Here is a 14,323-nt window from a genome sequence, read left to right on the forward strand (position 1 = left end):
GTTGTCTACGTATGCAAATTTAGGTGCTATTTTTGCTCATCGTCGAGACGACGCATTAACATTTTTGACACCTTTTTTGCATATGAAGGGCAACCATCAACCCTAAGTAGATTACCTTCATTTACTAGACGTTTACGCATCTGAGATGACGAAGGATGCGTAGACAACAAGATGTCACAATCCAGCGTAGCAAGTTTATCGAAACTTTGTTTAAAAAAAGATACGTAGATCGGGTGGTCACTAAAGCGATATTCATGACTGCTAACGGCAGACAAACTGTCTGCAAAGACCAACGACAAACAATCTTCGCCCTGACATGATTCCCACTGCCAACTCACCGCGCCAGGCGTGTGTCCTGGCGTAAAAATTGGTATTAGCGACAAATTCCCAAGTGTAACAGCTTCCCATTCGTTTAAAATACCATCCACGTTTACCGCAGGAAAAGGGTCATGCATACCAAACTGGGGGTCGGCTTCGGCAATAACGCCAGTTCGAAGCACTGGCGCAGCCTTAGACGAAGACAAAAGTTTAGCGCCGCTGAGCTGTTGCAATTTTGCTAAGCCAGCAGCATGATCAAAATGCTCATGAGTATTCAATAAAATTTTAATATCTTTGAGCGCAAAACCAAGCGCTTCGATGTTATTTGCGATGACATCTGCACCCGCTTCAGTAGCCCCATCAATAAGTATGTGGCCTTCTTTACCGACAACTAAAATGGCGGTAATACCACATGTGCCCACATAGTAACTATTGCCATATATACGAAATGGTGGCCCTTGCTTGTCCCAATCATCCCAATCTGTGCAGTCATTAACCCACTGAGAAGATGGAGCAGGCGGCATAACGACATTTGTTGGCGCAGAGCACCCCCAACCAGCGAGTACAAATATAACGCAAATAACGCGGCTAAAATTCGTCATTTTAAAAGAACATTTGTGCAAGATATTTCCTTATGCAAACTTCACTATTTAATTCAAAGAATAACCTCGTCCTTAAGTTTATTCAACGAAAGACACGTCAATTATCTATTGTGAAAATCAAAATTTAAGGAGATTGTCATTTGGGACGATATATGATTATCGAAACGTTAAAATAATCCAATAGACGGGCGTATTTGGAACGAAAAACGATGCTACGTTATATGTAAGCATGACCAACTAATTAAGAGGATACACCATGCAAGGCTCAATATTTACAGCTTTTTCAGACATGATAATTGAAAAAATGGGAATGGAGCAATGGAATGAACTACTCGAAAAAACTGAACCCGCGTCACAAGGGTTTTATACCACTGGTGAGCAATACGAAGATAGCGAACTCGTAAACATGGTTGTGGCGCTTTCAGAAAAAACAGGCATTGAAGCTCCCAAGTTAATTCAAGCGTTTGGACAATATTTATTCGATTCGCTATATGAAAACTGCCCCACAGACGTATCCAATATCACAGAACTTCGCGAATTCTTATTGTCAATTCATGACGTTATTCACGTAGAAGTCAAACGCCTACACCCCACCGCTTACTTACCCAAGTTTGAATACGAAGACGGCGACAACAACGATCTCATTATGTACTACAGCTCTAAGCGTAAACTGTGCCATGCCAGCATAGGCTTAATATATGGCGCAGCCAATAAATTTAAAGAGAAAGTCGACGTAATGCACCCCGAATGTATGCATGATGGCAAGGACCGCTGTAAGCTAATCGTCAAATTCAAGGGGTAGGCTTTGGCCAACACTGATGCATACAAAGTCGCATATGAGCGCGAGCGTTTTGCTCGAAAAAACGCGGAGAAACTACTGGATGAAAAATCTCGTAGCTTGTACAACAGCGTTGTAAAGTTGCAAGATACGGTAGCCGCATTAGAAGAGACTCAAGATCAGCTTGTACAATCCGAGAAAATGGCTTCTATTGGTCAATTAGCGGCTGGCGTCGCACATGAAATCAACAACCCTATTGGTTTTTCCTTAAGTAATTTAACCACGTTAACTGAGTATGTGGCGTCATTTATAAAACTCAACGAACTTGTTACTGATAACCTCGCTGAACTCAAAACACATAATTTTGCCCAAGAATACGAACTACTGCGAGAGTCAGAAGGCTTTGATTTTATTACTGATGACGTAAAAGAGCTCCTTTCTGAAACTGTACAAGGATTAAACCGGGTTAGTGCCATTGTCGCCAACTTGAAGAAGGTCACACACGCGGGCGAACTCAATATGGAGCCTGCTGACATAAACAATATTATCGAAGACTCAATTAAAGTCGTTTGGAACGAACTTAAATATAATATGGAAATAGAGAAACAACTCTCTCCTATGCCGCAAGTAACTTGCCATAGCGGTGAAATACATCAAGTGTTCATGAATCTCTTTTTAAACGCCTCACACGCATGTGGCGATAAAGGCATATTAAGCCTAAAAACGTCGACACTAGAAAAAGAAGGCAAGCAATGGGTAGCCATTACCGTTAGCGATAACGGCAAGGGCATGCCTGAAGACGTAAGAAAAAAAATATTCGACCCATTTTTTACTACTAAGCCTGTGGGCGTTGGCACAGGCTTAGGTTTGTCAGTGTCTTTTGGTATCATTGAAAAACATCAAGGCACCATAAAAGTTAAAAGTGAAGAAGGCAAAGGCACCACGTTCATCGTTTGTTTGCCTATAGAAGCTGAAACAAATTAGTTATAATGCTACGGTTCTAGCCAAAGTACCTTGCTGATAGTCTTTTAGGGCTTGTTGTATTTCAGCCTCTGTATTCATCACAAATGGACCATACTGTGCGACAGGCTCATTCAACGGTAAACCACTCACAAAAATAGCTTTTGCATCACCAGCACTTTGATTATGTAAGACAAGTTCATCACTCATGGCTAATACCCCTAAATCCCCTGAGTTTAGGCTATGATCTCCGACGTTTAAGACCCCTTCGTAAACGTATACAAATCCCTGATGCTCATGCGAAGTTTTAAACGCCACGTTAGCATCACCCTTTAGGTGAAAATCTAAAAAATGTGGCGATACTGCATGTGTTTTTATCGGCCCGTTGACGCCATTGTACTCACCGGCAAGCACTCTTACTTTACTCGGCTCATGCATAATTTTTGGCGGCTCAAGACTGTTATTATCAACAGAATCAATGAATAGTTCCGGCACCTGCTTGCTCTGGATATCTTCATACCCAGGCGCCGACATTTTTTCATCAGCGGGCAAGTTTACCCATAGCTGAAACCCTCTGAGTTTCCCCTCAGTTTGTTGTGGCATTTCTTCATGAATGATGCCACTACCAGCATTCATCCATTGCAGCCCCCCATCTTCAATCACGCCCTGATTACCCACAGAGTCTTTATGCCCCATTTTGCCCTGTAGCATGTAAGTCACCGTTTGAAAGCCTCGATGCGGGTGAGGCGGAAATCCGGCTATGTAATCGTCCGCATGATCTGAGCCAAATTCATCTAACATCAAAAACGGGTCTAAACGGCGCAATTGTCGCTGGCCAATAATGCGTTTCAACTTTACACCAGCACCGTCAGATTGTTCTACGCCCCTAACAACTTGTATTACCTTACTCTGTTGACGTCTCATGGCGTTACGCCCCCCTATTGTGTGGCTTATCTAAATCGACTAGTGGTCCTTGAGGGACGACTTGAGTTGGGTTGATAGTGGTATGACTAAAATAATAGTGCCGCTTAATGTGGTCAAAATTAGTCGTTTCAGCAATACCATCGACCTGATATAACTCTTTCATATATTCAAATATATTTGGATAGTCCTGAATGCGTCGAATGTTGCACTTAAAGTGGCCAACATAAACCGGATCAAAACGAATGAGAGTTGTGAATATACGCCAATCTGCTTCTGTCAACCTATCACCAGTTAAATAACGTTGTGTTGACAAAATACCTTCAATTTTATCTAAGGCGTCGAACAATGAAACAACCGCCTCATTGTATGCATCCTGAGTTGTCGCAAAACCTGCTCGATAAACACCATTGTTAATGTTCGGATACACAAAATCATTTATTTCATCTATTTGCGCCTGTAAGCTTTCTGGATAGTAATCATCGTGATTACCAGTTAATTCATTAAATGCTGAATTAAACATCCGAATAATCTCTGCTGACTCATTACTCACAATTGAATTACTTTGCTTATCCCATAATACTGGCACCGTTACACGCGTGGTTACATCTGATTTAGCTTTTGTATACACTTGATGCATATAGTTAACGCCAAATAGGTCATCTGCAGTTGCGCCCGGATAATCACCAAACTCCCATCCGTTACTTAACATGTCAGGACTTACCACTGAAACACTAATATGCGTTTCTAAGTTTTTTAACTTGCGAAAAATAAGCGTGCGATGCGCCCATGGGCACGCCAACGATACATAAAGATGATAACGTCCAGATTCTGGCGGGTACACCGCCCCTTCTTCGCCGCTGATTGTATTTCTAAACATTGAATCTTGACGAACAAATTTGCCATTACTGCTTTTTGTGTCGTACCATTGGTCTTTCCAAGCACCTTCAACTAATAATCCCATAAGTATCTCCGCGTTAAATGTTGTTTTACTTAAGTTGCGTGCATTTAAACATCTAATTACCCGATAAAAAATGTCAATAAATTGCTTTAACCTTTCGAAAAAATAGAAATGTCATATCAAACTAGATTTGCAGGTATTGCACGCTTATACGGCGACATAGGTGCAAACCGACTAAAAAACGCTCACGTAGCCGTTATTGGCTTAGGCGGGGTGGGTTCATGGACGGTTGAGGCACTCGCACGAACAGGCGTGGGTAGCCTTACACTCATTGACTTAGATGACATTGCAGAATCAAATGTCAATCGTCAACTCCATGCCTTAAGTAGTACTTTTTCGCAGACAAAAGTCGATGTATTGGCCGAGCGAGTATTACAAATAAACCCAGATTGCATAGTCCACCGAATAGAAGATTTTGTTACAAAAGATAACATCGCTGATTACGTAAATAGTCAGCACAACGTGGTAATTGACGCTATTGATGCTGTGGCAGCAAAAGCCGCACTGATCGCATTTAGCAAACGACAAAAAATCAAAATTATTACCGTTGGTGGCGCTGGTGGACAAACTGATCCTTTATTGATTACCAAAGGTGATTTGGCGAAAACCATTCAAGATCCCTTATCCGCAAAAGTCAGAAGTGAGCTTCGGCGGGTGTATAACTTCAGTAAAAATACCAAACGCCGATTTGGTATAGAATGTATTTATAGTACTGAACAACTAAAGTTCCCGACGGCTGACGGCGGCGTGAGTCAACAAAAACAACAAGCCCAAGGCAGCGGAAAAATGGATTGCGCAACAGGCTTTGGTTCATTTGTTGGCGTCACCTCTACCTTTGGCATGCTAGCAGCAAGTCGCGCTATCGATTACATTGTGAACCGTGAATCATGAGCCGGGAATCATGAATCATGAGTCGCGAATCGTAAGTTGTGAAAACTAATAAACGATGTATCTGAACACATTGTCATATTTGCGCCGTCTCTTTAGTAACATATGCCCTGTAATCCAACACTGCCGCAATTATTAACCAAATAGAAATGGCAGTGAATAAAACGTATGCGTTCTCAGCCATCGCCATGACATGCTCACTCAACACCGCAGTGCCGATGATTAACAATAAATAGTAGGGCAAGTTGAGTACCCCTGCCAACCAAACGACCTTTGCATTTTTGTTTGCAGCGCCCTGCGAAAACATAAAAAACGCCAGTGAATTTATATGAATCATAGCAATGAGTAGATGCTTCAGTTTAGTTTCATTTTGTTCTTTATCTTTGTCACCAACGCGTTTACCCAACTGAAAATTAAAAAATGAACCGAGCGTTGCAGCCGCCACCATGGCCAAGGTCAAATAGACAATAGACGATATACTTGGGTTTGCGCCAACCACCAAAATGACAGCAAAGAATTGTCCAGGGAAATAAAAACCAACATACAAAATCGATTCCAACAAAATAATCACGAATATGATGATGTAAAAACTTGCGTCTAGCCTATCTTTCAAACCATCTAATAACGCCTGTCCGGGCGGAATGATCTCGAGATTCACTAACACGGTGACTATCGTTAGCGCTACCAGTGCGCTAAGCGGCAAAAAAACGTTATATTTCATTAGCGCCTTAGTTTCTTACATAAGTTGTTAAAATACACTATGCTTTACTTTTAAGATACTTACGTAAAATTAGATTAATCATTAAGTTTTTTTCATACACATTTGCTAAGTGTTAGAAAACATTTTAAGGAGGGTATTTTGTACAGACCCAAAAGTACCTTAGAACAATGGCGAATATTGCAAGCCGTTATCGATTGTGGTGGTTATGCACAGGCCGCTAGTGCACTAAATAAATCTCAATCCTCCCTAAATCATGCGGTGTCTAAATTACAAGCTATGCTAGATGTGCAACTGCTTGAGGTCGTTGGTAGAAAAGCAGTATTAACAGATGCTGGAGAAGTTCTATTAAGGCGTTCAAGAGACCTCACACAAACAGTCGCTTCGCTTGAACAACTTGCCGTCAACATTAATCAAGATTGGGAGCCCGAAATCACACTTGCGGTAGATTTGGCCTTTCCTCGCGATATATTATACAAGGCACTAGTGCCTTTTTTACCGAACAGCCGAGCTAGCCGTTTGCGTATAATCGATACTGTTTTAACTGGCACATCAGACGCCATTGTCGATAAAACTGCCGACCTAGTAATTAGCTTAAACGTCCCTAAAGGATTTTTAGGAGAGCCACTTACTAACATTGCATTTGTATTGGTGTGCAGCCCCAAGCACGAACTGGCTAGTACGCCTCATGCTATTTCTCCTGATACACTGTCTCAGCATTTACAGTTAGTCATTGCCGACACTTCCCCTACCCCCGAAGAAACCCAAGGTTGGTTAAAGTCTGAAAATAGATGGACGCTTAGCCAGTTTGATTCAGCCATCGATTTACTGCTTCAGAACATTGGGTTTTGCTGGTTACCCGTGCACAAAGTAGAGGATTTACTGACAACTAAACGCTTACAAAGACTCACTATCGAAGGCAGTGAGTTTAAGCAGTCTTCTTCTTTTTTAGTGGTCACGCAACCTGAATCAAAAGGACCAGGAGTACGTTTGTTAGAAAAACTTATTTTACAACAGCGTCAGATTGATTTACCGTGCTATGAAAACCTATGATTAATAACAACTTATGAATGAAGCTGAACTAGATCAATTGATGAAAGACAGTGCCAAAGACGCTGTTTCAACAGCAAAAGTCGAATTTGATATCCAGCTCGACTACTCCCCTGAAAGCATCCAAAATGTCGATAGTGCCATTCTTAGTTTCTTAGAAAAATATGCGCATGTTGCGCTCGAAGATAAAGCAGTATTTACCATCTGCAATATATTTGGCGCATACGTAGGCGAAGTTTACAAATCGATTTCTGACGGGCATTGGATTTATGATGTAAGTGAATCAGACGCACCATCTATATACATGAAGTTAAATGATTTAACCTTTGCGTTTGCAGGTGTGTGTTTTGAGAAACTTGTTCGAAATCAAGATATTAGTATTGAAGAATACTTTGTTAATGCGGTAAGCAAATCAAAAGCATAAATCGAATGCACACATTGTGCATCGAGGTGGAAGCATAAGATAAGAGCCAATTACTAGGTACTAGGTACACTATCACTCCGTTACATTCGGTGTCGGCCAATCTTTTTTCAAATGCTTGACATGCTTACTTTTTAACAAATACATTATGCCAATAAGCGCAAAGGTTAAGGTAGAGGCTCGAGATATTGCAAAGGTGTATTCGAGCTTATTTAGAACATATAACTGTAGCGCTATATCAAGTAATAAGGCAGTCCCTAACAGATAGCTAATGCCAACAAATATCATTTGCTTGCCTTTTTTCCAAATTGCCTGTCGTCTAGAAAACATTGCCAAAATCAAGAACGCTGGAATGGCCGGCAATAAAGACAAGTAAAAATCATATTTTTCGGGATAAAACAGCGTCATCATTCTCTCACTATCATCCCGCATAGATAAAGCGACAACAAAAACTAACAAACCTCGACATAAGAAAAACAGCAATACATACAAAAATAGTGGTGGCTTTAAGCGCCCAGATTCATCGTAGTGCCCTAGGGGAAATTCTAATTGCATTATTCAATGTTGGCGAACGGGACATCTTTAGGATATGGCGTCATGATTTGATAATTAAAGGGCGACCAAACAAGAAAGTGATTTTCTGATTAACAAGTATCACTATTGCTCTTAATGTTGATGCGCCCTGACGTAATTCGATCTATATCTGCTGACGCTACAGCGTCATTCTAGTGACGAACCTTAGCCCCTTTCTTTTTAAACAAAAGGGTCATACGATCACTTTCACCAATGGCATCAATAGCAGCTTTCTTCTCTGAATCTTCCCCAACACCGTGATACGTGGGTTTTAAACGCCAAACGATATCTGAAGTTGTCGGCTTGTCTTTTTTATTTGCATTTACTTCGCTAGTCATCATTAATTCAAACCCTGCATCTTCAAACGCTTGAATTACATGTGATTGTTTCAGATAACCGCTGCTACCGTCTGCCCAATCATCAGGCGAAGATTCTGGCGCTCGGTGTTGTACGACACCTACTAATCCATCTTCTTTTAATAACTGATGAGCAACTTGAAGTGCTTGTGACATAGTGCCCGTTTTATCTTCAAAACGATTTAAATTATGCAACGCTCTTATGAATAATACGCGGTCTAATGTGCCAAATGCGCTCTTGGGCGCAGATGCAAAGGTAAAACCAGAAGACGCGATATTGTTGTCAGTAAACTCAGCGACTTTTTCTGGAAATTTAGTAGTATTTGCCACCATTTCTTTAATACGGTCTTCACTAAAGAAACCAAACAACGCCCACATATCATCATTGTAATTAATGCCATGCAATGCCCCGTTTTTTCCTAAATATGGTGCAAGTATTCTGGAATACCAACCACCACCTGGCAACGCTTCAGCGACTTTCATTCCAGGTTCAACATGGAAAAAAGACAAGGTTTGCACCGGATGTCTATCAATATCGCGGGTTCGTTGCTCTGCATTTCTGTCCAGTACAACTTTGGCTAAGGGTTCATTCCCTCCATGTGCAACAGCGGCACTAAGTGGTAGCAAAAAACAACTCAAGCTAAATACGGTAAGAAGAGACTTCATCAATTTGTTGTGAGCAAGCATAGTAATTTCCGTTTATTTAGTGATATGGTAAACATTAGCAAGCAAATTCATCGATTAATATAGCGCGGAAACATTTAGTTACGTATTAATAATCGCAATAAAAGTAACGCAAAGGAAAAGGGATCTCTCCTTGTACATCAACAATTTAACCAGAAAGAATAATTTAAGCGTAACGAGTCAATTAAATATCGGCAAATATATCGCATATTTACTTTTGTTTAGTTGTATGAGTTTCACGGTATTGGGAAAGGAAAATCAGCTTATTACCGTTGGCTATACTGTATCCTCACATATGTACAAGCAAAGTGGCGAAATTAGAGGCCCACTAGCCGATTTACATCAATGTCTGTTTAAAGATTTCAATAATGTGGTGTATATTGAAGTCGCTACCCCCGACAGGTTAGTAATGATGCTAGACGCCAATAGAGTAGACGTTGGTGTCCTTTTAGACCGCTCGGAAGAGCGCGACAAATATGCGTCTTTCATTGGCGATTATATTGCTTCTAGTGTGATAGAAGTAAGTAAGAAACAACCATCTTCAAATTTACATGTATTAGGGATTAGGCTTGGCACTAACCTAGATGCATATTTAGCAAAAATGAAAAGTGCAGAAATAGTATACGCGAAAACCCTACCCCAACTGATTGAAATGTTTGAAAGGGGTCGCCTAAGCCATTTCATAGAAGCCGCTCCACTAATAAAAGACTACATAAGCGCCAATGCGAATTTAAATGTACGGGAAATAGGAAAGAGTGCTATAGGCATGTATAGCACACATAGCTTACGGGAAAAATCTAAGCACATAATTGATTTATTGCGAGACAGCGCAAGCTTCTGCATCACTCAATTACCAAAGCACCTTAGGCCACAATAAGTATGTATTTTTTGAGTCCTAAGGCGCCATACAAACTTATTTAACGGTCAATTCATCTAAGGTCGCAAATAAGACTTTTGCACCAACGATAGACGCGGCCTTATCGTAAACATCTTCTTCGTTTACTCCTTCTTGACCACCCGCTAAATCGCTGACCGCTCGAATGATCACCCAGTCAATTTCATTCACATAGGCGACTTGGCCAACCGCTGCTGACTCCATTTCGGTGACTTCGGCATTAAACACCTTACGTACCCATTTTCTATATTCGCGGTTATCCATGAACACCGAGCCAGTCACCCCATTTCCACCAACATATAGCGCAGCGTTTCGTTTATCGCTTACCGCTTGCGGCGGCATATTATTTATCGCAGTGCGTGCGGCATCTAAAAGGCGCGGCGTGGCGGCAAAATATGCATGATCTTCGGGTTCAGACAAACCGTCTTTAATTACAACGACTTCATCGGGGTGGATAAAAGCAAAAGGTTCATATTTTGGCGTATGAGGGTCGACCTTACGACGCTCATCTTGTTCTTTCAAAAATTTTGCGTAGTAATTAGGTGGAATATACTGACCAGGGTTTTCAGGGTCAGGATTCACGTAAACACTCTCGTCATGGTAGTACCAGCGCTCAGCGACCACTACATCACCGGGATGTAATTGAGGGTTTACTGCGCCAGCAATCCCCATATATAGCACTTGTTTAATAGGGAAATAATCAAAGGCCATCTGCATGGTCATCGCAGCATTAGCGATACTCATCCCCGTGGCAAACAAGACGATAGGCTCCCCGTTGTACTCCCCAAAATGATAGGTCACACCTTTACGCGTTTCTTTTCTCAGTATTTTAGCGTCAGGCAATTCATCAATAGTCCGCATAACGCCGTCCATTTCTGGTGCAAACGCAACTACCAATGCCGTATATTCGGGCATTTCGTCAAACGACGAATTTGGCGTAACTGCGCTACAGCCCTTTAAAAATATAATAAGTACAAAGAGAAGTCGTTTCATTTATTCGGTTCCTTAAATAACGTTTTTTGCACTGAGCAATTACCGCACCAAATATTGTCCATTTGGTCAGGAATATAAAACGCGTAGATTATCTCGCATAGACAAGTGCAGATTGTTATTATCCCGCAGTCTAGCTTTATTTGGAAATCAGATTGGACGTTTTAACTAATTTTTTACTTCAAGTCACCCATTGGATTCATCCGTACTCTAGCGAAATTTCGTTAACGATATTGGCGACTGTTTTAGTGGTGTATGGTGATGTATTGAACAAAAAAATCAAACGAATGATCAGGCCATATCATTTTATAATACGTACAGGTGTGTTCATATTCATTTGTGCATTCGGCTATGGCTTACTTATTGTTTACTCTGCCCCGTTAGTTAAACAACTACTTCATACCATTCCAAGTCTATATCGAGGCATAACCATCATTTTTGTCTTTTTGCTACTAGGCTACCTGGCAGAGCGTCGGCGTTACATTTAGTAGGCTTTGATCAATGTGCAAATTAACCCGCGGTACTTTAGACTTGAAGACAGATTTAATTAGCTACACAGGCCGAGCCAGTTGACACAAGCAATAGCATTTAAGCAACTAAAAAAAACGATGGATAGTTATTCTCATTTAAGTGACGAAACGTGGCAGACATTTCAATCATTTAGTAAATTTCGCTACGTTAAAAAGCATAGCTTAATATATCAGCCTGGCTTGATTCCAGATTCATTCTCTTTTGTAGTTAAAGGCCTAGTTAGGGCGTTTGCGGTGGGTATAAACGGGCAAGAGTACAATAAAAATTTTTTCGCTGAAAACACGTTTCCAGGCTCAATGACAGCGTTGCTTACCTCTTCCCCATCTCTTCTTGGATTTGAAAGCTTAGAACAAACGGTCCTCATTGAAATCGACTTTCGTCGATTTAGGCACTTACTTTTCCAAAAATCAGATCTAATGGCATTCCAAATCCAATACCTAGAAAAAAACTGGTTGTTACACAAAGATGCTCGTGAAATAAAGCTAGTTCAAGACGAAGCGACCGCGCGTTACATGCAGTTTAAAGTTGAGCACCCGGAATTACTTGAACGTATACCGCTGTATCATGTAGCGTCTCATCTGGGGATTACCCCCACCCAACTAAGCAGAATTAGAAAATCCCTAGCAAAGTAAATTTTTGACCTTTCTCAACCTATGTAAAGGAATTGGATTACCGCGTCACTTAAACTTACCTCGACTTAATCAACTGTTAATATCGAGGTCCCAAATGAATTTACTCAAAGCCTTAAATTGGCGATATGCCGTAAACACTTTTACTCAGCAAACTATCGAACAACCTCTATTAGATGAGTTACTTGAAGCAACACGACTCTCGCCCTCTTCTTTTGGCTTGCAACCATACAGAATTCTTGTCACACGTTCCGAGCAACTTCGCCGTAAACTCACCCCTTACTCATATGGCCAGGAAAAAGTACTACATTGTTCCCATTTAGTTATATTTGCAGCACAAACTGATGTAAGTGAAAACACGGTAGACAACTACATTCAACAAGTAGCGTCAGCGCAGAATGTTACACCTACATCATTGAACGACTATGCTGACAAAATTAAGCAAGCAATAAACACTATGAGCAGGCAACAAAAGCAACAATGGGCACATCAGCAGGCGTATATAGCGCTAGGAAACATGCTAACCAGTGCTGCTATTCTAAATATTGATACGTGCCCAATAGGAGGATTTGACCAACGTGGCTTTGATGACGTTTTGCAATTAACGTCTATGGGGTTGACTACAACTGTTATATGCTCCATCGGGGTTAGGCACCCTGAGGACAAAAACAGCCAACGACCGAAAGTACGGATGAATCTGCAAGATTTAGTAACGGAACTTTAGCATGTGGGTACTTTTTCCAGCACTTGCAATTATGGCAGGCGCTATCATCGCTGTTCAGGCTGCTATGAACGCTAAATTAGGTGAACTACTCAAAAACTCAATATTAGCAACTAGTATTGCCTTTTTACTGGCGTGCTTAGTTACTCTGCTATGTCTGTTTATTACTGCAAAGGAATTTCCCAAATATGAGGATATTAGCTCCATCCCAACATATTTGTGGTTTGGCGGTGTACTGAGCGCATTTGGTGTCGGCAGTTTCTACTTTTTGATCCCAAAGATGGGCGTTGGCATAATGATGTCCTTTGCGTTAACTGGGCAGTTAATATTAGCGGTTATTGCCAGCCATTTTGGCTGGTTTGATCAACCTGTAAAACCTATGAACATAAAAACTCTTATAGGGATAATCTTGATGATATTCGGTATCATCTTAATTAACTGGAGTAATGAAAATGGATATTAATCAAGCCAATATCGATAACTTGACCAATCTATGGAAAAAATACGGTGCACTGCCACTGACAGTTGATGAACGCACTATTGGCTACGCAAATGAAAATTGGCCTTACCGAAGTTGGTTAGAAGATGGCAAAGATATTAAACATCTTTTGAGTGCAATACCCAGCAATCATGTGCTTTCACTTTGGCCATTTACGTGTAAACATCAATACAAAGCAAACGGGCGCTGCGATGATTACCAAACAACCGAAACGTTACTAGACAAAGGGTGGCGTGTGGACGTTGAACAAACCGCTATGTACATGAATTTTGATACAGTCGCGCCAAACGTAGCGCCTCCTCAAACGTCTCTTAAACTACTAACTGTTTCATCGCAGCAACAGCTACAAGATTGGTTGCGCATAGGTAGTGAAGCATTTGGATACCAAATCAGTGAATCCGTGTTCAACACGCTAATCGAGGATAGTCAAATTTCTTTGTTTCTGGGGCAAGTTGCCGATCAACCTGTAGTGAGCGCGCTTGTTTTTACTCACAACGGTATCAGCGGATTGCATCAGTTCGGCGTTTTACCAGCTTTTCAGGGACAAGGGCTATCTATCCCTGCTATGCGAGAAATCATATATAGATGTAAACAAAAACACGCCTCAACTATGGTGTTGCAGGCATCTGAGGCCGGCTATCCTCTTTACGAAAAACTTGGTTTCTCTGCGCAGTTTAAAATCAAACATTTCAAACGTATTTAGTACTCGCAGCTAGTTTGAAGTTTATCGTTGATAATTAATCAACAAAGTAACTCAATTATGCAATGAATAAGTTATGTATTCGACGATGAACGTGGTTTCGTCGCTAGTATTCTTATGTAAAATAC

18 protein-coding genes are annotated in these 14,323 nt (G+C 41.0%); 11 read left to right on the forward strand and 7 right to left on the reverse strand.

What is annotated here, in order from left to right; genetic code table 11:
- Positions 1-26: 26 nt before the first annotated feature.
- Positions 27-941, reverse strand: coding sequence for a subclass B3 metallo-beta-lactamase (gene bla, locus QQK00_RS06820; RefSeq protein ID WP_284216728.1), 915 nt, complete (start codon positions 939-941; stop codon positions 27-29).
- A 235-nt stretch (positions 942-1,176) separates the two neighbouring features.
- Between bla and QQK00_RS06825 the strand changes: the two genes are divergently transcribed.
- Complete coding sequence (locus QQK00_RS06825) at positions 1,177-1,722, forward strand: heme NO-binding domain-containing protein (RefSeq protein WP_284216729.1); 546 nt, start codon at positions 1,177-1,179, stop codon at positions 1,720-1,722.
- Between the two features lie 3 nt (positions 1,723-1,725).
- The gene (locus tag QQK00_RS06830; RefSeq protein WP_284216730.1) at positions 1,726-2,682 is read left to right on the forward strand and encodes a sensor histidine kinase; all 957 of its coding nucleotides are present in this window, start codon (positions 1,726-1,728) and stop codon (positions 2,680-2,682) included.
- Here QQK00_RS06830 and QQK00_RS06835 read toward each other — a convergent pair whose 3' ends face one another.
- Complete coding sequence (locus QQK00_RS06835; RefSeq protein WP_284216731.1) at positions 2,683-3,582, reverse strand: pirin family protein; 900 nt, start codon at positions 3,580-3,582, stop codon at positions 2,683-2,685.
- 4 nt (positions 3,583-3,586) lie between these two features.
- A complete protein-coding gene (locus QQK00_RS06840) occupies positions 3,587-4,543 on the reverse strand; it encodes a glutathione S-transferase family protein (RefSeq protein ID WP_284216732.1) in 957 nt (318 codons plus the stop codon).
- A 108-nt stretch (positions 4,544-4,651) separates the two neighbouring features.
- On the opposite strand from QQK00_RS06840, the gene tcdA reads away from it, so the two are divergent.
- Entirely contained in the window at positions 4,652-5,431 is a 780-nt protein-coding gene (gene tcdA, locus QQK00_RS06845) for a tRNA cyclic N6-threonylcarbamoyladenosine(37) synthase TcdA (RefSeq protein ID WP_284216733.1), read from the forward strand.
- A gap of 73 nt (positions 5,432-5,504) precedes the next feature.
- Here the strand turns inward: tcdA and QQK00_RS06850 are convergent, their stop codons facing one another.
- Positions 5,505-6,149, reverse strand: coding sequence for a hypothetical protein (locus QQK00_RS06850; protein ID WP_284216734.1), 645 nt, complete (start codon positions 6,147-6,149; stop codon positions 5,505-5,507).
- 138 nt (positions 6,150-6,287) lie between these two features.
- Between QQK00_RS06850 and QQK00_RS06855 the strand changes: the two genes are divergently transcribed.
- Both QQK00_RS06855 and QQK00_RS06860 read left to right on the forward strand, forming a co-directional pair.
- Positions 6,288-7,199 (forward strand): LysR family transcriptional regulator, encoded by a 912-nt coding sequence (locus QQK00_RS06855; protein ID WP_284216735.1) that lies wholly within the window; start codon positions 6,288-6,290, stop codon positions 7,197-7,199.
- Between the two features lie 13 nt (positions 7,200-7,212).
- Positions 7,213-7,620, forward strand: coding sequence for a hypothetical protein (locus tag QQK00_RS06860; RefSeq protein ID WP_284216736.1), 408 nt, complete (start codon positions 7,213-7,215; stop codon positions 7,618-7,620).
- 72 nt (positions 7,621-7,692) lie between these two features.
- Here the strand turns inward: QQK00_RS06860 and QQK00_RS06865 are convergent, their stop codons facing one another.
- A complete protein-coding gene (locus QQK00_RS06865; protein WP_284216737.1) occupies positions 7,693-8,172 on the reverse strand; it encodes a DUF2919 family protein in 480 nt (159 codons plus the stop codon).
- A gap of 170 nt (positions 8,173-8,342) precedes the next feature.
- Positions 8,343-9,233: a class I SAM-dependent methyltransferase gene (locus tag QQK00_RS06870; RefSeq protein ID WP_284216738.1), complete on the reverse strand. Its 891-nt coding sequence runs from the start codon at positions 9,231-9,233 to the stop codon at positions 8,343-8,345.
- Positions 9,234-9,459: 226 nt separating this feature from the next.
- On the opposite strand from QQK00_RS06870, the gene QQK00_RS06875 reads away from it, so the two are divergent.
- Positions 9,460-10,107, forward strand: coding sequence for a substrate-binding periplasmic protein (locus QQK00_RS06875; RefSeq protein ID WP_284216739.1), 648 nt, complete (start codon positions 9,460-9,462; stop codon positions 10,105-10,107).
- 36 nt (positions 10,108-10,143) lie between these two features.
- Here QQK00_RS06875 and QQK00_RS06880 read toward each other — a convergent pair whose 3' ends face one another.
- A complete protein-coding gene (locus QQK00_RS06880) occupies positions 10,144-11,118 on the reverse strand; it encodes a 5'-methylthioadenosine/S-adenosylhomocysteine nucleosidase (protein ID WP_284216740.1) in 975 nt (324 codons plus the stop codon).
- 152 nt (positions 11,119-11,270) lie between these two features.
- Here QQK00_RS06880 and QQK00_RS06885 point away from each other — a divergent pair, with 152 nt between their 5' ends.
- From QQK00_RS06885 to QQK00_RS06905, 5 genes are all read left to right on the forward strand, one after another.
- Positions 11,271-11,603 (forward strand): DUF3392 domain-containing protein, encoded by a 333-nt coding sequence (locus tag QQK00_RS06885; protein WP_284216741.1) that lies wholly within the window; start codon positions 11,271-11,273, stop codon positions 11,601-11,603.
- Positions 11,604-11,684: 81 nt separating this feature from the next.
- The gene (locus QQK00_RS06890) at positions 11,685-12,278 is read left to right on the forward strand and encodes a Crp/Fnr family transcriptional regulator (protein ID WP_284216742.1); all 594 of its coding nucleotides are present in this window, start codon (positions 11,685-11,687) and stop codon (positions 12,276-12,278) included.
- A gap of 94 nt (positions 12,279-12,372) precedes the next feature.
- On the forward strand, positions 12,373-12,999 hold the full coding sequence (locus tag QQK00_RS06895) for an NAD(P)H-dependent oxidoreductase (protein ID WP_284216743.1): 627 nt from the start codon (positions 12,373-12,375) through the stop codon (positions 12,997-12,999).
- Between the two features lies 1 nt (position 13,000).
- A complete protein-coding gene (locus QQK00_RS06900; RefSeq protein ID WP_284216744.1) occupies positions 13,001-13,459 on the forward strand; it encodes a DMT family transporter in 459 nt (152 codons plus the stop codon).
- Positions 13,449-14,198, forward strand: a complete 750-nt coding sequence (locus QQK00_RS06905; RefSeq protein ID WP_284216745.1) for a GNAT family N-acetyltransferase — start codon at positions 13,449-13,451, stop codon at positions 14,196-14,198. Before QQK00_RS06900 ends, QQK00_RS06905 begins: the two co-directional genes overlap by 11 nt.
- Positions 14,199-14,323: the final 125 nt, after the last annotated feature.

It is taken from the genome of Agaribacter marinus, assembly GCF_030160655.1.
In the GTDB taxonomy this organism is placed as follows: domain Bacteria; phylum Pseudomonadota; class Gammaproteobacteria; order Enterobacterales; family Alteromonadaceae; genus Glaciecola; species Glaciecola marina.